Source organism: Polymorphospora sp. A560, assembly GCF_045781765.1.
GTDB lineage: Bacteria > Actinomycetota > Actinomycetes > Mycobacteriales > Micromonosporaceae > Polymorphospora > Polymorphospora lycopeni.
This window is the reverse complement of the sequence record NZ_CP122282.1, coordinates 3110062-3130461: the sequence shown is the minus strand read 5'-3', so window position 1 is coordinate 3130461 and position 20400 is coordinate 3110062. Positions and strand designations below refer to the sequence as shown.

Annotated in this window: 21 protein-coding genes; 9 read left to right on the top strand and 12 right to left on the bottom strand. The window is 71.5% G+C overall.

Going from position 1 to position 20400, the window contains the following annotated elements; translation table 11 throughout:
• Positions 1-2: 2 nt before the first annotated feature.
• Complete coding sequence (locus tag QCD66_RS14150; RefSeq protein ID WP_364218474.1) at positions 3-1109, bottom strand: amino acid ABC transporter substrate-binding protein; 1107 nt, start codon at positions 1107-1109, stop codon at positions 3-5.
• A 250-nt stretch (positions 1110-1359) separates the two neighbouring features.
• Here QCD66_RS14150 and QCD66_RS14145 point away from each other — a divergent pair, with 250 nt between their 5' ends.
• On the top strand, positions 1360-2394 hold the full coding sequence (locus tag QCD66_RS14145) for a LacI family DNA-binding transcriptional regulator (RefSeq protein ID WP_357541585.1): 1035 nt from the start codon (positions 1360-1362) through the stop codon (positions 2392-2394).
• A 33-nt stretch (positions 2395-2427) separates the two neighbouring features.
• Here the strand turns inward: QCD66_RS14145 and QCD66_RS14140 are convergent, their stop codons facing one another.
• The 5 genes from QCD66_RS14140 to helR form a co-directional block, all read right to left on the bottom strand.
• On the bottom strand, positions 2428-2790 hold the full coding sequence (locus QCD66_RS14140; RefSeq protein WP_364218476.1) for a nuclear transport factor 2 family protein: 363 nt from the start codon (positions 2788-2790) through the stop codon (positions 2428-2430).
• Between the two features lie 65 nt (positions 2791-2855).
• Positions 2856-4094, bottom strand: a complete 1239-nt coding sequence (locus QCD66_RS14135) for an MFS transporter (protein ID WP_375732958.1) — start codon at positions 4092-4094, stop codon at positions 2856-2858.
• Positions 4091-4849 carry a DeoR/GlpR family DNA-binding transcription regulator gene (locus QCD66_RS14130; protein WP_375732959.1) on the bottom strand — a complete coding sequence of 253 codons (759 nt, stop codon included), beginning with the start codon at positions 4847-4849 and terminating at the stop codon, positions 4091-4093. The genes QCD66_RS14135 and QCD66_RS14130 overlap by 4 nt, the downstream gene beginning before the upstream one ends.
• A 102-nt stretch (positions 4850-4951) precedes the next feature.
• The gene (locus tag QCD66_RS14125; RefSeq protein WP_375732960.1) at positions 4952-6004 is read right to left on the bottom strand and encodes an alcohol dehydrogenase catalytic domain-containing protein; all 1053 of its coding nucleotides are present in this window, start codon (positions 6002-6004) and stop codon (positions 4952-4954) included.
• Positions 6005-6189: 185 nt separating this feature from the next.
• Positions 6190-8346: an RNA polymerase recycling motor ATPase HelR gene (gene helR / locus QCD66_RS14120; protein ID WP_375732961.1), complete on the bottom strand. Its 2157-nt coding sequence runs from the start codon at positions 8344-8346 to the stop codon at positions 6190-6192.
• Between the two features lie 213 nt (positions 8347-8559).
• Here helR and QCD66_RS14115 point away from each other — a divergent pair, with 213 nt between their 5' ends.
• Positions 8560-8973 carry a nuclear transport factor 2 family protein gene (locus tag QCD66_RS14115; protein ID WP_375732962.1) on the top strand — a complete coding sequence of 138 codons (414 nt, stop codon included), beginning with the start codon at positions 8560-8562 and terminating at the stop codon, positions 8971-8973.
• 136 nt (positions 8974-9109) lie between these two features.
• Positions 9110-9577 (top strand): MarR family transcriptional regulator, encoded by a 468-nt coding sequence (locus QCD66_RS14110; protein WP_375732963.1) that lies wholly within the window; start codon positions 9110-9112, stop codon positions 9575-9577.
• Between the two features lie 59 nt (positions 9578-9636).
• On the opposite strand, the gene QCD66_RS14105 is transcribed toward QCD66_RS14110, so the two are convergent.
• The gene (locus tag QCD66_RS14105) at positions 9637-10536 is read right to left on the bottom strand and encodes an ADP-ribosylglycohydrolase family protein (protein ID WP_375732964.1); all 900 of its coding nucleotides are present in this window, start codon (positions 10534-10536) and stop codon (positions 9637-9639) included.
• Positions 10537-10578: 42 nt separating this feature from the next.
• Positions 10579-11478, bottom strand: a complete 900-nt coding sequence (locus QCD66_RS14100; RefSeq protein ID WP_364218708.1) for an aminoglycoside phosphotransferase family protein — start codon at positions 11476-11478, stop codon at positions 10579-10581.
• Positions 11479-11729: 251 nt separating this feature from the next.
• On the opposite strand from QCD66_RS14100, the gene QCD66_RS14095 reads away from it, so the two are divergent.
• Positions 11730-12062 carry a DUF6204 family protein gene (locus QCD66_RS14095; RefSeq protein WP_375732965.1) on the top strand — a complete coding sequence of 111 codons (333 nt, stop codon included), beginning with the start codon at positions 11730-11732 and terminating at the stop codon, positions 12060-12062.
• A gap of 30 nt (positions 12063-12092) precedes the next feature.
• On the opposite strand, the gene QCD66_RS14090 is transcribed toward QCD66_RS14095, so the two are convergent.
• A complete protein-coding gene (locus QCD66_RS14090; RefSeq protein ID WP_375732966.1) occupies positions 12093-12605 on the bottom strand; it encodes a hypothetical protein in 513 nt (170 codons plus the stop codon).
• Between the two features lie 212 nt (positions 12606-12817).
• Between QCD66_RS14090 and nhaA the strand changes: the two genes are divergently transcribed.
• Positions 12818-14386 carry a Na+/H+ antiporter NhaA gene (gene nhaA / locus QCD66_RS14085; protein WP_375732967.1) on the top strand — a complete coding sequence of 523 codons (1569 nt, stop codon included), beginning with the start codon at positions 12818-12820 and terminating at the stop codon, positions 14384-14386.
• Between the two features lie 417 nt (positions 14387-14803).
• Positions 14804-15517, top strand: a complete 714-nt coding sequence (locus QCD66_RS14080) for a hypothetical protein (RefSeq protein ID WP_375732968.1) — start codon at positions 14804-14806, stop codon at positions 15515-15517.
• Here the strand turns inward: QCD66_RS14080 and QCD66_RS14075 are convergent.
• Positions 15412-15993: a hypothetical protein gene (locus tag QCD66_RS14075; protein WP_375732969.1), complete on the bottom strand. Its 582-nt coding sequence runs from the start codon at positions 15991-15993 to the stop codon at positions 15412-15414. The two genes, QCD66_RS14080 and QCD66_RS14075, sit on opposite strands and share 106 nt — an antisense overlap.
• 84 nt (positions 15994-16077) lie before the next feature.
• Here QCD66_RS14075 and QCD66_RS14070 point away from each other — a divergent pair, with 84 nt between their 5' ends.
• Positions 16078-16752: a CGNR zinc finger domain-containing protein gene (locus tag QCD66_RS14070; protein ID WP_364218505.1), complete on the top strand. Its 675-nt coding sequence runs from the start codon at positions 16078-16080 to the stop codon at positions 16750-16752.
• 32 nt (positions 16753-16784) lie between these two features.
• On the opposite strand, the gene QCD66_RS14065 is transcribed toward QCD66_RS14070, so the two are convergent.
• Together QCD66_RS14065 and QCD66_RS14060 are read right to left on the bottom strand one after the other, a co-directional pair.
• Positions 16785-17543, bottom strand: coding sequence for an ABC transporter permease (locus QCD66_RS14065; protein ID WP_375732970.1), 759 nt, complete (start codon positions 17541-17543; stop codon positions 16785-16787).
• Complete coding sequence (locus tag QCD66_RS14060; protein WP_364218710.1) at positions 17540-18568, bottom strand: ATP-binding cassette domain-containing protein; 1029 nt, start codon at positions 18566-18568, stop codon at positions 17540-17542. Before QCD66_RS14060 ends, QCD66_RS14065 begins: the two co-directional genes overlap by 4 nt.
• A gap of 74 nt (positions 18569-18642) precedes the next feature.
• On the opposite strand from QCD66_RS14060, the gene QCD66_RS14055 reads away from it, so the two are divergent.
• Entirely contained in the window at positions 18643-19599 is a 957-nt protein-coding gene (locus tag QCD66_RS14055; protein WP_364218509.1) for a YafY family protein, read from the top strand.
• 34 nt (positions 19600-19633) lie between these two features.
• Positions 19634-20386, top strand: a complete 753-nt coding sequence (locus tag QCD66_RS14050; protein ID WP_375732971.1) for a hypothetical protein — start codon at positions 19634-19636, stop codon at positions 20384-20386.
• The last annotated feature ends 14 nt before the right edge of the window (positions 20387-20400 follow it).

Here is a 20400-nt window from a genome sequence, read left to right as displayed (position 1 = left end):
GATCACCAGCTCGGCTTGGGGTAGATGATGTCGGCTTCCTTGGTCTCGCCGGGCAGCACGATCTGGATCTGGCCGTCGACGTACTGCTGGATCATGTGGGCGCCCTGCGGGCGGCCCTGGGCGTCCCAGGAGAGCGGGCCGACGACGGTGTCGACGGTGTTGCCGCGCAGCCAGTCGACCAGCTTCTGCTGGCAGTCGCCCTGCTCGGCGCAGCCGACCGCCTCGACGGCGGCGGCGACGACCTGGCCGGTGGTGTACGCGTTGGCCTCGTCCTCACCGGGCGGGGTGCCGAACTGCGCGGTGTACGCCTGCACGAACTCGGTGTTGCTGGGGTAGGTGGCCTTGGTGGTGTAGCCGGTCGGGGCGAGGATGCCCTCGGTCTTGGCCCCGATCGCCTTGCTGAACTCGGGGTTGGTCGGCGCGGTCGAGAACGCGGCCAGCTTCGGCTGGTAGTTGAGCTGCTGGAGGGCGACGATCAGGTTGACCGCGTCCTGGTACTGGGTGCCGCCGACGACGATGTCCGCCCGGGACGAGGCGATCTTCGCGGCGATGCTGTTGAAGTCGGTGGTGTTCGGCGGGTAGACCTCGTCGACCACGGTCCGCACACCGCCGGCCTCGAGCTTCTCCTTCAGGCCGTACGCGGTGCCCTGGGCGAACGGGTCGTCCATGGCCGCGTACGCCGCGGTCTGCGGACGCTGGTCGGCCGGCAGCGCGAGGATGTACTCGGCCAGGTAGTTGTAGTGGTCGTTGGCGACCGCGGGGGCGGCGTAGAACAGGTTCTTGAAGCCCTGCTCGAAGACCTCCGGGGCGGCGCCGGCCGGCTCGACGTAGAGCATGCCGTACTCCTCGGCCACCCGGGCCGAGGGCACCACGAGCCGGGTGGAGAACGGGCCGAAGACCAGGTCGACGTTGTCACGGCCGATCAACTGCTCGTAGTCGGCGACGACCCGGTCGGCGCTGGACTGGTCGTCGAGGATCTTCAACTCGACCTGGCGGCCGAGCAGGCCGCCCTTGTCGTTCACGACCTTCGCCCAGGCCTCGTAGCCACGCTGGACACCCTTGCCGGGCTCGGAGAAGTCGCCGGTCAACGGGAGGGATATGCCGATCACGATAGGATCGTCTGCTGAATCGCCGGAGCCGCCCGCGGCGGAGCAGCCGGAGAGGGCCAGTGCCGCGACCGCGGCTCCAGCGATCACACCCCGCCGGGCTCGAGCCGTTGCCTTCATGAGTAACTCCTCGCATCCGTGTTACGGAAGCGCTTTCGTAAAGCGCTTCCGTAAGATAACTACGGCACCCATGGGGTGGCAAGCGTCACAAGGAGATTTCGGTCCCGAGTCACCGGCGTGAAGGGGCGTCAACATGCCTAGATCTCGATCAGCCTTGCGGCTCGCCGATGTAGCCGAGCTGGCCGGCGTTTCGCTGGCCACGGCCTCGCGCGCGCTAGCCGGTCGCGACGGCGTCAGCGACAAGGTCGCCGAGCATGTCCGCCAGGTCGCGAACCAGCTCGGGTACGTGGCCAACATGCACGCCCGCACCCTCGCCGGCGGCTCGACCTCCACCGTCGGGCTGATCGTCCACGAGATCGGCGACCCGTACTTCTCCGAGATCGCCAGCGGCGTCATCCGGGTCGCCGGCGAGCGGGACCTCATGGTCCAGATCTGCCACTCCGGCCGGGACCCGGAGAAGGAGTTCCGGCAGATCCAGACGATCATCGCGCACCGGGCCGGGATCATCATCGTCGCCGGCTCCGGCTACTGCGACCCACGGGCACAGGCCCGCTCGAAGGCCGCCCTGACGGCGTTCCAGGCCAGCGGCGGCCGGGTCTCGGTGATCGGCCGCCACCACCTCACCGCCGACGCCGTGCTGCCCGACAACGAGGCCGCCGGCCGCTCGGCCGCCGAACACCTGCTCTCCCTCGGCCACCGCCGCATCGCCGTGGTGTCCGGCCCCGACAGCCTGACCACGGTCGAGGACCGGCTGGCCGGCATCGCGGGGGCCATCCAGCGGGGCGGACTGACCTGGTCGGACATCCCGGTCATACCCACCAGTTTTACGCGGGACAGTGGACTCCAGGCGACCGAACAGATCCTGCGTGACCATCCCGAGACCACCGCGATCATCGCGCTCACCGACGCGATGGCCATCGGCGTGCTGTCCGCGCTGCGGGCACACGGAATCGCGGTGCCCGACCGGATCTCGGTGGTCGGCCTCGACGACGTCTCCGTCGCCGCCGACCTCGCCCCGAGCCTGACCACCGTACGGCTGCCGATGGCCGCCATGGGCGAACTCGCCCTGGCCATGGCGCTCAAGCCGCAGTCGCAACGCCCCCGGCGCAAGTCGACCGGCCACCAGCTCGTCGTACGCGACTCGACCGGCCCGGTCCCCTCCGGCTGAACCCCGGACCCGCCCCGGTCGGCGGAGCCCGGGTCAGCGGGGCGTCTGCTGGTGGAAGGTCAGCCGCCAGCCGGCCTCCCGGCGCGCGTAGCCGCTGCCGACCAGCGCCGAATACTCCGCCGCGCCCACCCGCACCGCCACCACCCCGTACGCGACCAGTGCCGTGTCCGGGGTGGGCCGCCGGACCCGCACCTCCTCCAGCCGGTACGACGACCACGGCTGCCCCGACATCGCCTCGATCGCCGCCGCCCGGTCGTCGATCACCAGCCCGCCGGGCAGCAGCATGACCACCTCGTCGTCGAGGACCCGGCCGTAGAACGCGGCCGCCTCCCCCGGGGTGGACGACAGCGCCCGCCAGCCCTGCTCCTCCAACTCGAACAGTTCGTCGTACGCCACCGGCCGCTCCCTCGCCTTGATCCGGATGTCCGCCGACGGTAACCCGGCACCGGACGGTCCGCGCCTCAGCGCACGGGCGCGTCCACGGCCGGACCCACGGCGGAACCGGCCGCCGGCTCGGCGGACGTCGGCCGCAGGCTCACGGCCAGGACGGCGGCCACCAGGCAGAACAGCAGCGGCGCGAACAGCGCCACGTTCAGCGAGGTGAACTCGGCGATCCAGCCCACCAGGGCCGGGCCGGCCAGCAGGCCAAGATAGCCCATGCCGACCACCCGCGACATGTTCACGCCCTGCGTGCCCTCGCGCAGGTTGCCGGCCGCGGTGAAGAGCTGCGGAACGCTGCCGGACAGCCCCAGGCCGAGCACCGCCCAGCCGGCCAGCGTCAGCCAGAGCCAGTCCGACGTGGTGACCAGGACCAGACCGGCGGCACCGATCAGCGAGCCGTACCGGACGACGGCGACCGGACCGACCCGCATCACGATCCGGTCGGTCACCAGCCGGCCCAGGGTCATCGTCACCGCGAACGCGCCGTAACCGAGCGCGGCCACCGACTCCGCCTCGCCGAGATGCTCGGTGATCTGCAGGGCACTCCAGTCGTTGGCGACGCCCTCGGCGAGCATCAGCAGGAACGCGGTGGCGCCCAGCAGCCACACCGTACGCGGGATGCCGGCCCGCCGACGGACCCCGGACGCGGCCTGCGCGGTCGGGGCGTTCTCGTCGCCCCGGGGCAGCAGGCCGGGTACGCAGGCCGCCATGACCACGACGCCGGCCAGCGCCGACGCCAGCAGGATCGCCGACACCGACCAGCCGGCCGCGATCAGCCCGGCACCCAGCACCGCACCGGCCGCCCCGCCGATCGAGAACAGCGCGTGGAACGCCGACATGATCGGCCGCCGGTAGGCGCGTTCGACGACGACGGCCTGGGCGTTCATCGCCACGTCCAGCGCCCCGTTGGCGAACCCGAAGAAGAACAGCGCCAGCCCGAGCGTCACCGCGTCGTACGCCAGACCGGGCAGGTTGACCGTCACGCACAGCAGCGCGGCACCGGCGACGGTCGTGGTCCGCGAGCCGATCCGGTCGGCGAGCGGACCGCTGACCTGCATCCCGGCGAAGGCACCGGCGCCGATGAGAAGCAGCAGCAGGCCCAGCGTCGCGTGCGACACCCCGGTCCGCTGCTGCACGGCGGGAATGTTGACCACCCACATCGCCAGCAGCAGCCCGCCGACGCCGAAGGTGCCGAACACCGACACCCGGGCCCGCCGCAGCCGGGCCGGATCACCGGCCGGGCTCTTCACGGTCGTCATACCGCGACCACCTCCACACCGTTGCGCTCGAAGAAGGCCGACTCGGCCGCGGTGAACCGGTGGTCGGTGACCACCAGGTCGAACGTCTTCAGGTCGGCGACCCACGCGAACGTGGACTTCTCCCACTTGGAGCGGTCGAAGACCAGGATCACCCGCTCGGCGCAGTCGATGGCGGCCGTCTTGACCGCCGCGTCGCCGAGGTCGTACGCGGTGACCCCGCCCGCGACCGACGCCCCGCAGCCGGAGACGACCGCGGTGTCGAACCGCAGCCGGCGGATGCCCGCCTCGGCGAGCGGCCCGACGAAGGCCAGCTCGCCGGCCCGCACCTCGCCGCCGGGGCAGATCAGCCGGACGTCGCGCCGGCCGGCGAGCACGTTCGCGGCGGTCAGTGACAGCGGCATGACCCGCAGCGGCCGGTCGCCGACCGCACGGGCGATCTCGACGCAGGTGGTGCCGCTGTCGAGCAGCACCGCCTCGTCGGTGCCGAGCCGGTCGGCGACGGCCGCGGCGATGCGGGCCTTGGCGTCGACGTTGGCCGTGGCCCGGCTGGCGTACGACAGCTCGGCGCCGCGCAGCGCGAGCCGCCGGGCGCCGCCGTGCACCCGCCGCAGCACGCCCTTGTGGTCGAGTTCGATCAGGTCGCGGCGGATCGTCGCCTCCGACGTGGCGAGCCGGGCGGCGAGGTCGGCGACGGTGACCGCCTCCTCGGTCGCGACGGTCTGCTCGATCCGGCGCTGCCGCTCCTGCACGTCCATGACGGAAAAAGATACGCATCACTGTACGAACACGCAAGAACACTGTTCATATGAACAACTGGTTCGGCCGTGCGAGGACCCCGCACCGGGCCGGGTCTCGGGTCAGGCGGCCGGGTCGACCAGCCGTACGCCGGCCGGGGTCGGACCCTCCATCGCGGCGAGCGCGGCCGGCGCGTCGGCCAGGCCCAGCGTGCCGGTGACCAGGTCAGCCGGACGCAGCCGCCCGGCGCCGATCAGGCCGAGCAGCCCCGGATAGGCGTGCGCCGCCATGCCGTGGCTGCCCAGCACCTCCAGCTCGTACGCGATGACCAGCTCCATCGGCACCGCCGGCCGGCCGAGCGCGGGCGGCAGCAGGCCGACCTGCACGTGCCGGCCACGCCGGCGCAGCCCGGCGATCGACGCCACGCAGGTGTCGACGCTGCCCAGCGCGTCCAGGGACAGGTGTGCCCCACCGCCGGTACGGTCCCGTACGGCCGCCGCCACCTCGTCCGGCCCGGCAAGCCCGGCGGCGGCCACGACCTCCGCCGCACCCAACCGCCGGGCCAGGTCCAGGGCGGCCGGGGCGACGTCGACGGCGACGACCCGGGCACCGGCCGCCGCCGCGATCATGACGGCGGACAGGCCCACCCCGCCGCACCCCAGCACCGCCACCCACTCCCCCGCCGCGACCCGGCCCTGCTGCACGACCGCCCGGAACGAGGTGGCGAACCGGCAGCCGAGCGCCGCCGCCGCGGGGAAGTCGATCCCGTCGGGCAACCCGACGAGGTTGACGTCGGCGTCCCGGACCACGACGTACTCGGCGAACGAACCCCAGTGGGTGAAGCCGGGCTGGGTCTGCCGCTCGCAGACCTGCTGGTCGCCGGCCAGACAGGCCGGACAGCGGCCGCAGGCACAGACGAACGGGGCGGTGACCCGCGCGCCGGGCCGCCAACCGGTCACCCCCGCCCCGACCGCCTCGACGACACCGGCGAACTCGTGACCGGGCACGTGCGGCAGACGGATGTCGGGATCATGCCCGCGCCAGCCGTGCCAGTCACTGCGGCACAGGCCGGTGGCCAGCACCCGGACCACCGCGCCGCCCGGCGGCGGCACCGGGTCGGCGACCGTCCGCACCTCGGGTCGTACGCCGAACTCGTCGAACACCACCGCACGCACGCCGCGACCCTACCGGGTCCCGCCGGGCCGACTACCGTAGCCACTTTCCAGCCCGGTCCTGGCGCCGGCCCCTCCTCGAGCACAGTCCGCCCGCCTGTCGTCACGACCGCCTGTCCCTGGCCGATGCCACGACCAGCCGGGAATCGCGCTGTTCAGCCACGCGGCTCACGTTGTCCCGGCCGAGGTCAGGAACTCGTGAGAATGACGAGTTGCCGGGTCGCCCGGGTCATCGCCACGTAGCGGTCCACCGCTCCCTCGATGCCCTCGCCGAACGACTGCGGATCGACGAGGACGACCAGGTCGAACTCGAGCCCCTTCGACAGTTCCGGGGTCAACGACCGGACCCGGGAGGTGGCCCGGAACGTCGGATCCCCGATGACACAGGCGATCCCTTCGGCGTGCGCGGCGAGCCAGGTGTCGAGGATCGAGCCCAGATCCGAAGCAGACCCGTGTACGACGGGGACGTCACCGTCGCGGATCGAGGTCGGTACGTTGGCGTCCGGCAGCACGGCCCGGATGACCGGCTCGGCCTGTGCCATGACCTCTTTCGGCGTGCGGTAGTTGATGGTCAGCGAGGCCAGGTTGATCCGGTCGAGTCCGATCCGCTCGAGCCGTTCCCGCCACGACTCCGTGAACCCGTGCCTGGCCTGGGCCCGGTCCCCGACGATGGTGAAGCTCCGCGACGGGCACCGCAGGAGCAACATCTGCCACTGCGCGTCGGTCAACTCCTGCGCCTCGTCCACGACGATGTGCGCGAACGGGCCGGCGAGCCGGTCCGGCGCGCCGGCGGGCAACGTGGTCTCGTCGACCAGGGCGTCCTGGAAGTCCTCGCCACGAAGCATCGTCACCAGGCCCACACCGTATTCGTCGTCGACGGACTCGATCAGGTCGTCGACGACCCTGGTCATGCGCTCACGCTCGGCGGCGACGGCGGCGCTGTGCCGACGTCGGCGTCGGGACACCTCCGGGTCGCCGAGCCGCTGCCGCGCCGCGTCGAGAAACGGCAGGTCGGACACGGTCCACGCCTGGGCGTCCTGGCGTTGCAGCCGCCGGACGTCGTCGGCGTCGAGCCAGGGGGCGCACCGGCGCAGGTAGGCGGGTACCGACCACAGGTCGCCGACCAGGTCGGCGGCTTCGAGCAGCGGCCACGCGCGGTTGAACGCCGTACGCAGTTCGCTGTTCCGCAGCAGCGACCCGCGGACCAGGTCGGGCGATTCGTCGCCGTCGTACCTGTCCACCAGGATCGTGAGCAGTTCCTCCCAGATCTCGTCGCGCGCCTCGTTGTGCGGGGTCCCCGGTGCCGGCGCCTCGAACGCCTCGGCCCAGTCGTCGGCGGTCAGCCGGATGTCGGACTCGTCGGTCGCGATCCTCATCCCGCCGGTCGGCGGCTCCTCGTAGAACCGGACCGCCGCCTCGATCGCCTCGACCAGGTCCGCGGACGACTTCAGGCGGGCCACGTCCGGGTCGGTCTCGACCGCCGCGGCGGCTCCCTCGGCGACCAGGTCCCGCAGCGTGCAGGTCTGTACGTCCTCCTCGCCGAGGCTGGGCAGGACGTCGGCGACGTAGGCCAGGTAGGGCTGGTGCGGCCCGACGAACAGCACGCCGCCGCGGCGGTGCCCCAGGCGCGGGTCGGAGTACAGCAGGTATGCGGTGCGGTGCAGGGCGACGACGGTCTTTCCCGTGCCCGGGCCGCCGTCGACGACCAGAGCGCCGCTGGATCCGGCCCGGATGATGGCGTCCTGGTCGGCCTGGATGGTGCCGAGCACGTCCCGCATCCGGGCCGACCGGCTGCCGCTCAGGCTGGCGATGAAGGCGGACTGGTCGTCGAGCGCGGCGGCATGCCCGGTGAACTCGTCGGGCACGAACACCTCGTCCCAGTAGTCGGTGATCCGGTCACGGGTCCAGCGGTACCGGCGGCGGCTCGTCAGACCCATCGGGTTGGCGTGGGTCGCGCCGAAGAACGGCTCCGCCGCGGGTGACCGCCAGTCGACCAGCAGCCGGCGGCCCGCGCTGTCGGTGAGGCCGAGCCGTCCGACGTACACGGGCTCCGGGTCGTCCGCCAGGACAATGTGCCCGAGGCACAGGTCCAGGCCGAAGCGACGCAGGGTGCGCAGGCGTGCGGTCAGCCGGTGGACCTCCTGGTCCCGGTCCAGCGCCGACTGGCCCAGGCCGCCGGGCGCCCTGCGGGCGGCGGCCAGGCGGTCGGACAGGTCGGCGACCGACCGCTCGAGGCTCTCCGCGATCGCCGCGAAATGCCGCTCGTCGGCGGCGACCAGCCCCGGGTCGGCCTTGGCGGAGAGGTGGTCGGGAAGATCGAACGCGCTGGTGGTCGGCGGGTTCATGTCATCAGCTCCGATCGCGGGCCGTCGGCATCGACAGACGCACCTTCACGCCCCGCTTGCTTATGTTCCGGCCTGGTGTTCTGGCCTCGGCCGGCGATTCTGCGGCACAACCCGGGTCTTGCCGCAAGCCCCCCGGTGCGCTATACGTTGAGAGTGGCAGGGAGTCGTCGCACTCCTTCCGGTTACCCTCAGACACCGGTTCCCAGCCAGGAAATGTCATCGGTGGACGCTAGGGTCCACGCCGTGGATGAGACCTCGACGACCCGGCAGGCCGCGCTCGACTACGTCGATCGTCTGGAAAACCGCGACTGGCCCGGATTGGCCGTCCTGCTCACCGACGACGTCGTCTACGAGATGCCACAGACCCGGGAGCGACTCCGTGGCAGGGACGCGTTCGTGCGGTTCAACATCGAGTATCCCGGCGACTGGCACCTACGGATACGGCAGTTGGCCGCCGACGGCCGGGTCGCCGCCCTGTGGCTCGATTTCCGGGTCGGCGCCGACCAGCAGGACGCGTGCGTCTGGCTCGATGTGTCCGAGCACGGCCTGATCAGCCGGGTCGTCGACTACTGGCCCGAACCGTACGAACCGCCACCGGGCCGGGAACACCTCGTGGAGCGGTGGTAATGCCCCACCACCGCCGGTGTCTTCCGCTGACCAGGCCATGGATGAACGTCGCCGTATCGGTCCCGGCTCTTGACCTCGACCGAACTTGAGCTTCTACGTTCGTCCCACCAGCCATCTGTCACCGGAGGCATCGCACATGACGACGCAGCACGTTTCCGACGCCGGACTCGCCGCTCAACCGGCCGCATACTGGACCGGCGTGGCATACGAGGCCCTCATCGCCTTCACCCGTGCCCGACAGGCCGAGCTCGGCTTCACCCAGCCCCAGTTCTGGCTGCTGCGCAACCTGTCGAAGAACGACATCTCGCCCGACGGCCACGGCATGACGATCCCCGAACTCGAACACGCGATGAGCACCTACCTTCGGCCCGGGGACGACCTGGTGGCCGAGGCGGAAGTCCTACTGGAACGCGGCTGGCTCACCCGGGACGACGCGAACCGCTTGTGGATCACCGAGGTCGGAGACGAGGCCCGTACCGACCTCAAGAAGCACGCCCCGGCCATCCGCGACCAGATCCACCAGGGAATCGACGATTCCGACTACGTCACGGCCCTGAAGGTGCTCCGGCAGATGATCCGGAACACCGGCGGCCCCACGGCCTGATCGCCCGACCACACGTCGTCCGCACTGGTGACGAAGCCAAAGACCCTCGTGGCACGGCGTCATGTCGCCGGCGGCAGAACACCCGGTAGCGGCTCGCGGTGTTCCAGCCATCCGGCCGGAATCCCGCCCGGCCCGACCCCCGTGTACGACCCGACGATGCCGCCCACGATCGCCGCGGTGGTGTCGACGTCGCCACCGGCCTCGACACACGCCCGGATCGCCGCCGGATAGTCGTCGATCCGGGTGGCGGCGACCCACAACGCGAACGGCACCGTGTCGAAGGCCAGGATCTTCGAGCCGTTGCCGAGTTCGTAGGCGGCCTCGGCCACACCCACGCCCCGCAGTCGCCCGGCCCGGACGATCCCGGTCCGGACCCGGCTGTCGATGAGGTGGGCCAGCACCACCTCGAACAGTTCGTGGGGATCGGGCCGGTGCCGGGTCAGCCGGGCCCATCCGGCCTCGGCGGCGGCGACCGCCACCGCGACCGCACCGAGGACGGCCTCGGGGTGGGTGTGGGTGACCTGCGCCGAACGCATGGCCTGCAGTGCGGCGGTACGGCTGTCCCCGGCGTGGAAGGCACCGAGCGGCGCCACCCGCATGGCCGCTCCGTTGCCCATCGATCCCCGGCCGCCGAACGCGGCGCCGGCCGCCGCCTGCCAGGTCACACCTTCCTGGAGTTGGCGCAGCAGAACGGCCGTACCTCCGCCGTAGCCACGGTAGGGATCGAAGCGTCCGGCGAAACGTACGGCCAGTCGATCCTGGTCGATACCGGCGTGTTCCCGTAACTCGTCGACGATCGAGCAGGCCATCTCGGTGTCGTCGGTCCACCGCCACGGCGGCTCCGGCAGGTACCAGTCGCTCCGTACGGAAACGCCGCCGGAAAGGAGGAACTGGGCGCCCAGCGCGTCGCCCACCGACAGTCCGTCCAGGCTGTCGTAACAAAGGTCCAGCATGGTCATGTACGGCTCATCCTGCCAGACGGCCCACCACGCCGGCCCGGCTCACCCGGCCGGCGGGTCGGCGACGATGCGCGCGACGGTACGCCGGCCCATCCGGCTCATCGCCGGATTGGTCCGGTCGTAGTACCAGACCGCTCCCATCGCCTGCACGAAAGCCCACGCCCTGCCGCGTTCCCATTCGAGAGCGTCGCAGCCGAGTTGCCGCCGCAGCGTCTGGCGTGGCCCGGGCTCGAGCAGGTGCCAGGCACCGACGAGATCGAGGGCGGGATCGGCCGGCCCGAGGCCGCCCACGTCGAGGACCCCGGCCAGCCGTCCGTCGGCGACCAGGACGTTCCCCGGTATGAGATCACCGTGATTCGTCCGGTCCGCGGACCCGCCCCGGGGTAACTCCCGCATCGTCGCCCAGAACCGGCGCAGCGGCGGGACGTCCAGCAGTGCCTCGCTGTGCCGCAGGCAGGTCTCCATCCACTCGTCGTGCACCCACAACTCGCCCCCGCGCCCCTGGCCCTCGAAGGTGCGTCCCCCGGTGTCGATGGCCCGTACGCCCTCGATGAACTCGGCCAAATCGCGGGCGAACGCGAACGAGTCACCCGGATCGCGGTCGGTGGCCACCACCCCGGGCAGCCACGTCTGCACCGACCAGGGAAGCGGATAACCGGCGCCGGGTGCACCGATCGCGACCGGCTCCGGAGTGGGAAACCGGGTACGCCCCAACAGTTCCCGGGCCGCTTCCGCTTCCCGTTCCAGCCAGCGCCGCGCCGACCCGACCTCACGGGGCTGGAGCGGGAACCGGACCGTGAGCCGTTCCCCGAGCCGGAAGATGGCGTTGACCGTTCCCTGCGCGGCCACACGCCTGATCGGCAGGCGTCGCCACCGGGGAAACTGGGCGTCGACCAACTGACGCACCGTCTCGTCGGCGACGCTGATCTGGTCCTCGTGCATCCGCACGACTGGCAGCCTGGTAGCCCTCGCCGACAGCCGCAACCCGGTTTCGCCAGGGTTCCATCCGCGAGACGCTCGGCGGGACAGGCCGGTCAACCGCCGTGAAAACGCCCATGCGTTCCGGCGTTCTTTCCGAGTATGGTCGCCAGCACCGTACTGCTCGGGCAGCGGCAGGACGACGGTGACCTGCCCGTCGCTCCAGCCCGCCGACCGATGTCGTGATGCTCAGCCGGATCCGGAGGCCTCCGGCAATGGCCCACAAGACCTATCAGGTCATCGTGCGCGGCAGGTTCGCGCCACTCGATGGCGAGCAGCGGACCGCGCTGCTCGCCCGGGCTGACGAACACGACGTGTTCCGGGCGAGGTTCACCGAGGAAGGCACCGTCACGTACGAGCGGTCCCTGCTCGCGTTCACCTTCCGCTGCGTGGTCCCGGCCGCCGAAGAGGACACCGAAGCGGTCGTGATCGGCAAGGCAGAAGCGCTCGCCGCGGCCGCCGTCTCGAAACTCGGTGCCGGCTACCGCGACCTAAGGTCGGTGTCGACCGACCTCGACGACATCAAGATCCGCCGGCGGAAACACTGACACTGGTAACGGTTGGCCGATCACTGTGGATCAGGTCGACGTGAAGTTCCACCAAGTGGGCAAGGCGCTCTCACACAGTGCGCAGGTGAAGTCCTTGTCCCGCACGACATTGCGTTCGCCGCAAGCCGGGCAGCATCGGAAAATGACCTTGTCGGTGAAGTCGCCGGGATGTTCGACGCCGATACGGTCGAGCGCGCTGCCGACTGCCGGCCAGGAATCCGGATCAGGGCAGTACCCGGTCGACTGGTTGGTCACCTCGACCACGCCCCAACCCGAGGCGGTCGGGGCGAACATCATTTCCCCGGCGGCGAGAACGTCCCGCCCGCCGGCGAGGGCCACGTGTTCGGTGCGACGAGGCGCCAGCCTGAGCCCGCCGTCGAGCGCCACGACGAACGTGACGGGTTCGGCGAGTTCACCCCGCCTCCGCGCGGCGAGCCAGCGGGCAAGCACGGTGGGTGTATCGACGGCTACGGCGTCCGCCGCGATCGCCTGATCGCGCAACTCGGCGGGGCCGACGTAGCGGTACCGCCTGGTGCGCTCCACCGCGCGACGGTATCCACCTCGAACCGAACCGTCCACGCGAATCCAGGCGCATCGCGAGAGGCCTGGTGAACGCGAACGAGAGGACGACATCTGCCAGCTCCGCTGGCCACATCTGACGGGGTGCGCAAGCAGAGACGCCCTAGACTTACGCAGGTGAGCAGTTGCCCCGATCGCGTCGTCCCCGCAAGGGGCGTACCGGGGGCTGCGCAGCGTTGGGAGCCGACCCGGCCGCCTGGGGTGTTGCGGCATCCGGGCACGAACGGCTGGTTGTCGTCCTGGGGTACGAACGCGCATGGAGAGATCGCCGGCTGCCCGCCGGGCGTAGGGCTGCGTGCGTAAGCGCGCTCGATCGACCCGCCCGTGTCAGGGCGAGCCCCGTTCCCCTCTCCGGTAGCCGCGCGTCGTCACTCGGATGGTCATCCGAGTTCGCGGCGTGGCCGCCGGTCGCCTTGCTGGAAGGTTTCCATGTCGTTTTTCCCGGCACGGTTCGCCGTGCGGCCATCCCACACCCCGCCGCAGGTGGTTTCATGAGCGTCGACGATCCGGGGCTGGGCGCGCCTCGGCCGAGTAACGGTTTGCTGGGCCGTACGGCGCGGGCATTGCGCCAGGACACGGTCGGCGGAATGCTCCTCGTGGTCTTCGCGGTGATCGCCCTGGGCTGGGCGAACTCTCCCTGGGCCAGCGCCTACGAGGCGCTGCGTGCGGTGACATTCGGCCCGGCCAGCCTGCACCTCGATCTGCCGGCACACGCGTGGGCGGCTGACGGCCTGCTCGCGGTCTTCTTCTTCGTGGTCGGTAACGAGCTCAAGCAGGAGTTCGTGAACGGCGAGCTACGCAACCCCCGGCGGGCGGTGCTGCCGATCGTGGCCGCTGTGGGCGGGGTCGCCGTACCCGCTCTGATCTTCGCCGCGATCACGGCGGGCCACGGTGACGCGGCGGCCGGCTGGGGTATCCCGATGGCCACCGACATCGCGTTCGCGGTCGCCGTCCTCGCCGTCGTGGGACGAGGCCTGCCACCGTCGCTGCGCACGTTCCTGCTCACGCTCGCGATCGTCGACGACCTTGTGGCGATCATCGTAATCGCCGTGTTCTACTCCGCCGGTCTGGCCTGGGCACCGCTACTGGGCTCCATCGTCCTGCTCGTGGTCTTCGGGTGGCTGCAATCGGGGCGCGGCCCTGCCCGCCGGTTGTGGACCGGCCCGGTTCCGGCCTGGGTGGTCATCGTGCCGCTGGCTGTCGTGATCTGGGCCGTCATGCACGCCAGTGGCGTGCACGCCACCATCGCCGGCGCTGCCATGGGGCTGCTGATGCGGACCACGACGTTTCCCGGAGAGATGTCGGACCCGAGCCATCGTGCCGAGCATGTCCTGCGGCCCTGGACGGCAGGGTTGGTCCTGCCGGTTTTCGCGTTCTTCGCAGCCGGCGTCGCCTTCACGGGTGCGGAAAGTCTGGCCACCGACCGGGTCGCGATCGCTGTCTTCGTGGGCCTGGTGGTGGGCAAGGTCGTCGGCATCACCGGAGGTGCCTGGCTGACCACCAAGGTCAGCCGCGCCGAACTGAATCCACAGTTGGGCTGGCTCGACATCGTCGGCATGGCCATGCTCGCCGGGATCGGCTTCACCGTGTCACTTCTGATCGCCGAACTGTCCTACCCCGGCAACGAGCGCATGCTCGACCACGCCAAGGGCGCCGTTCTGATCGCCTCGGCCACCGCCGCGGTTCTCGCCTCGGTGGTGTTGCCGCTACGCGGGATTCATCATCGTCGGCGGCGCGCCACCTGATCACGATCGGCACGGCTGCCCTATGTCGGCCGCGAGTTGGTGCCGCTCGCGGCCGACGTGGCACCTGCACCTTCCGGAACGTGCGCCGGTCGGCCTCCTTGGCAACTTTTCTTGTCGGCGCGAGGGTCGAGCCGACCGGCACACCTGACCAGCGAGGAGCGCACCGCGATGACCCGCGAGTTCGAGATCCGCCAGGACATACCCCTCGACGCGACACCGGAGCAGGTGTGGGAGGCGGTCGCGACCCGGTCCGGGCATCACCTCGTGGCTGATGCCGTACGAGGTCGAGCCCCGTGCGGGCGGCCGGGTCACGGTGGAACTCGGCGGCGAGCGCGAGGACTCGACGGTGACCGTGTGGGAGCCGCCGTACCGCTTCGCGTTCCGGGGGCCGGCGGCCGAGGACGGCTCGTCGAGGCGATGGAGTTTCTCATCGAGAGCCGCGACGGCGGCGCCACCGTGCCGCGTTTCGTACACAGTGGACTGGCCAGCCCCGACTGGGGCGACGAGTTCGAGGCGCAGTCGGCGGCCGGCCGGGACATGTACCTGCACACCCTGGTCCGGTACCTGACCCACTTCACCGGCCGCACCGCGACGTTCGTCTACGGAGAGAGCCCGAAGACGTCGGACCCGGCCGGCCCGCTGGCGGTGGTGCGGCGGGCGCTCGGCGTACCCGACACCGTGGCGACGGGCGACCCGGTGCGTGTCGCCCCGGCCGGGCTACCGCCGATCGACGGCGTCGCCGACTACGCGACGCCCAACATGCTCGGGATCCGTACGACCGACGCCCTCTACCGCTTCCACGCCCACCCCGAGACGGTACGGGCCGGCCACCACCTCTTCGCCCCGCCTGCGGGAGCCGAGAATGCCTGGCGGGCCTGGCTGAACCAAGCCGTCTCCCGACCCCCGCCCCACCCCGCCCCACCCCCACCTCCCCCGCGATCTTGCACTTGTCGCCGGACAAAAGCCGCGAAGGGAGGAGACAAGCGCAAGATCGCGGGGATACATGGGGAAAGACGGCTACGGAGTCAGGCGAGGGGGTCGCAGACGTTCTCGCGGTCGCCGATGCCGACCGCGAGCCGGCGGGTGCCGTCGGCGTCGAACGAGATGACGTGCAGGCCGTCAAGGATGTAGTAGCCCTTCGGCAGGCCGTCGCCGGCCCGGAAACCGAAGCCGGCCGGGCCGACGATCGTGTACCACGCGTAGCTGCCGTCGGGCCGGTACTCGGCCGCCCCGGAGCCGCCGGCATCACGGCGTACCGACGCTCCGGTGTCGGCGTTGACGAAGTCGACCGTCAGCGGCCCGGCGAACTCCTCCCGCTTGACGGCACCGTCGGGGTGGCGGGCGAGCACCCGGACCCGGATGTCCTGGGAGACCACGCGCACCTCCAGCGGGAAGGAGCAGTACCGGCCGGCGGGCGCGGTCCACTCCTCCTGGATCCACGGCCGCCAGGGTTCGGGCCGGTGGCCGGTCCAGCCGGCGGCCTGCGCGGCGGCCGTGACGGCGGGGACGGACGCGGACGCGGGGGCGGCGGCGGCCGGAGCGGCGGGGACCAGGGCAAGGGTGGAAACGACGAGAGCCCCGACGAGGGCCCGACGTTCGAGAACCATACGATCACCTAACCAGTAGATGCGAGTTAACCGGTGTTTGGCAGATTACTGGTTAACCGAAGCGCGTCAAGGCATAATGACGGCGTGCACTGGGTCGAGGTCGACGGTTACCCGATGCCCGTCCTGCTCGGCGGGCACCCGGCCCTGGACTTCTGCAACACCTGGGCCGGCTGGGACACACCCCCGACGCCCGACCGCCCCCCGACACCCGGCCAGTCCCCGACGCCCGACGCTCCCCCGACGCCCGAGCGGCCGGACCAGGATTGGCTCGGCGACTTCGACCGGCTCGCGGTGTGGGCCGGCCACGCCGGGCTCCTCTCCCCCGACACCGTGCGCCGGCTGCGCGACGCCGGAAATCTCGACCCCGCCGGCGCCCGTCAAGCCGTCGACGACGCCCGGCGGCTGCGGTCCGCGCTGCACGACGTACTGCTCGACCCGACCGACGAGGCGGCGTTCCGGCACGTCGCGGCGCAGGCCCGGCGGGCCGCCGGCCACGCGGTGCTGGAGAACGGGCCGGACGGCGTCGCCCGCTGGACGCTGCCCGCCGACACCGGCCCCGCCCTGCCGGTCCTCGCCGCCGCCCGCGCCGGTGCCGACCTGCTGTCCACGCCGGACCGGACCAGGGTGCGGGCCTGCCCCGGCGAGATGTGCGGCTGGCTGTTCCTCGACCCGCGCGGCCGGCGCCGCTGGTGCAGCATGGCCGCCTGCGGCAACCGGGCCAAGGTACGCGCGTACGCCAGCCGGCACCGGCCGGGCTGACCCGGAACGGCACCGGCCGGCGGACGGGAGTGTCAGACGGCGCGACGCATGGCGCGGGTGCCGACGGCCAGCCCGAGCCCGGCGACCGCGACCGCCGCGAGCATGCCCCACAGCACCGTCACCGAGGCGATCTCACCGGCGAACAGGACCCGCTCGGCGTCCACCACGTACGTCAGCGGGTTGAACCGGGACAGCGTCGCCAGCCAGCCCGGCCCGGAGTCGACCGGCAGCAGCATCCCGGCCAGCAGCAGCAACGGGAACAGCAGCGTCTGCTGCACCGTCCAGAACAACCACTCCTGGTTCTTCGACGCCAGCGCCAGCGTGTACGACAGCGCGCCGAGCCCGACGCAGAACAGCGCGAGGATCAGCAGGCCGAGCAGCGCGCCGGCCGGGTGCAGTTCGAACCCGAACGGCACGGTCACCGCGACAATGATCAGCGCCTGGACGAGCACCGGCACGATCTCCTTCAGCGCCCGGCCGATGAGCAGCGCCGGCCGGCGCAGCGGCGCGACGAGCATCCGCTCGTGCGAGCCGGTCTGGATTTCGAAGAGCAGGTTGGAGCCCGTCATCGAGGTGCCGAACAGGCAGCACATGACGACGATGCCGGGCACGAACCACTGCAACGCCGAGCCCTGACCGGCGCCGACGGCGTCCGGCAGCAGCGGGGCGAACAGGCCGAGGAAAACGAGCGGCTGGACCATGCCAAAGATCGCCGAGAACGGGTTGCGCAGCACCGGGCGCAGTTCCCGGCTGAAGACGGTGACGGTGTCGGTGACCAGGCTGCCGTTCATCGGTTGCTCTCCTGTTCGGTGCCGGCGATGCCGCCTTCACGCAGGCTGCGGCCGGTGAGGTTGAGGAATACGTCGTCGAGGGTGGGCCGGGCGACGTCGGCGCGGACCACGTCGACGCCGTCGTCGGCGAGCGCCCGCAGCAGGCCGGGCAGGAGGCCGGGGCCGTCCGGCACCCGGACCGTCGCCGTGTCGCCGATCTGCTCGACCGCGGCACCCGCCGGTCCGGCCAGGGCGGCCCGGCCGGCCGGACCGCCGGCGCGGGCGGCGACCTCGCGGGCGCGTACGGCGGCCCGCCGAGCGGCGTCCGGGTCGGCGCAGACCAGGGTGACCCGGTCCCCGGCCAGGTCGGCCTTGAGCCGGGCCGGGGTGTCGTCGGCGATCACCCGGCCGTTGTCGACCACGATGACGCGTTCGGCCATCGAGTCGGCCTCGTCGAGGTAGTGCGTCGTCAGCACCACCGTCGTGCCGTGGTCGGCGCGCAGCTTGCGGATGTGGTCCTGGAGGTTGGCCCGGTTCTGCGGGTCGAGCCCGGTCGACGGCTCGTCGAGGAAGAGCAGCTCGGGAGCGTGGATCAGCCCCATCGCGATGTCCAGCCGGCGGCGCTGGCCGCCGGACAGCGACGAGACGACCCGGTCGGCGACGCCGGCCAGGTCGAGGGTGGTGATCAGATCGGCGGCACGGGTGCGGGCGTCGGTCCGGCTCAGCCCGTAGCAGCGGCCCTGGTTGATCAGCTCGTCCCGGCCGCGCTGGCTGTGGCCGGCGCCGTTGCCCTGGCCGACGTACCCGATCCGGCGGCGGACCCCGCGCGGGTCGGTCGTGATGTCGTGGCCGGCGACCCTTGCCGTGCCGGACGTCGGCGGGATCAGGGTGGTGAGCATCCGCAGGGTGGTGGACTTGCCGGCGCCGTTGGGGCCGAGCAGCGCCACCAGTTCGCCGGTACCGACCGTCAGGTCGATGCCGCGTACGGCTTCGACGGTCGTCTTCCTCACGGTGAAGTGCCTGGTCAGGCCCTTCGCCTCGATCATCGTCGTGGTCATGTCCACCACGCTAGAATCGATTCCGGCCAGAACCTGACCTCAATGCGCGGGAACCTCGATTCATGGCGAACACCAGCACCCGGATGCTGCAACTGCTGTCGCTGTTGCAGACCCACCGCTACTGGCCCGGCAGCGAACTCGCCGGCCGGCTCGCGGTCAGCGAACGCACCCTGCGCCGCGACGTCGACCGGCTGCGTGAACTCGGCTATCCCGTCGACGCCGCCCGGGGCGTCGCCGGCGGCTACCAGCTACAGGCCGGCGCCGCGCTGCCGCCGCTGCTTCTCGACGACGAGGAGGCGGTCGCCATCGCGGTCGGGCTGCGCACCGCCGCCGGCGGCGCCGTCGCCGGCATCGCCGAAACCTCGGTACGGGCCCTCGCCAAGGTGGTGCAGGTGATGCCACCCCGGCTGCGGCGCCGGGTCGACGCACTGCACACGTACACCGAACCGGCCCTGACCGGCGGTGGTCCGACCGTCGACGCGACCACCCTGACCCTGATCGCGCAGGCGTGCCGCGACGACGAGCGGTTGGCGTTCGACTACACCAGCCGCGACGGCGCCCCGACCACCCGGCTCGTCGAGCCGCACCGGCTCGTGTCGTACGGCCGGCGCTGGTACCTGGTCGCGTTCGACGTCGAACGCCACGACTGGCGTACGTTCCGGGTCGACCGCCTGTCGGCGGCCCGGACCACCGGCGCCCGGTTCCGCCCCCGCGACCTGCCGGCGGCCGACGCCGCCGAGTTCGTCCGCGCCGGCCTGTCGTCGATCCCGACCCGCCACCGGGTACGGATCCGCGTCGAGGCCGGCACCGACCACGTGGCCCGGGTCGTCGGCCGCTGGGCCGAGGTCGAGGCCGACGGCGAGGGCTGCGTGCTGACCATGCACGTCGACGAGTTCGACTGGCCGGTGCTGCTGCTCGCCGCGATCGGCGCCGAATTCGAGGTGCTCGAACCGGCCGAGTTCCGCGAGCACCTGGGCCGGATCGGTCGGCTCTTCATCGGGGCCGCTGGCAGGGCTTAGCTACGGTTGCGCCGTGTTCGTCGAGAATCATGCGGTGAAACCCCGGCAGGTCATCTGCGTGCTCGGGGCCGGACTGGACCTCGACCTGGTCGAGAAACTGGTCGCCGAGGTCGGCGGACCGGGCTTCAGCCTGGACCGGGAGTTCGTCATGACGACGCCCGACCCCCGGATGCTCCAGTCGTTCGAGTCCTGCCTGACCAACGCCACCTTCACCGCCGCCGACCGGCAGGCGGTGTCCGGTCACGACTCCGTCGCCTACATCCTGTCGCCACCGATGGGCGACAAGGACGTGTCGTTCCTCGTCGCGGCCCGGATGCTGGCCCTCACCGCGGCGCTGCTGCGGGCCGGCGCCACCGCCGTGAAATGCGAGAGCAGCGGCCTGACCCACGGTCGGGACCGCTGGCTGGAACTGGCCGACCTCGCCGCCGACGCCCCGTCGCTCGCCGACCTGACCAAGATCCTCTACTACGCCTGGGTGAAACGGCCGCTGTCGGACGACGACCGCATGTACACCTGCGGGATGCACCTGCTCGGCGAACCGGACGTCGAGATCGAGGCGGACGGGCTCGCCGATCGGGAGCGGCTCGACGACTGGGTCGAGTTGATCGACGGCCTGGCCGTCTACCTGCTGACCGAGGTCAGGACCCCGGACATCCGCAGCGGCGAGGGCTTCCGGCTCGCCCCCGAGGCACCACGCTGGATCCTGACCAGACGCGCCTGCCACCGGTACGCCGACGACGACTTCTTCTACAACCCGTACGGCCACTGGCTCCTGACGCCGGGGTGAGCCCCGCCGCCCGC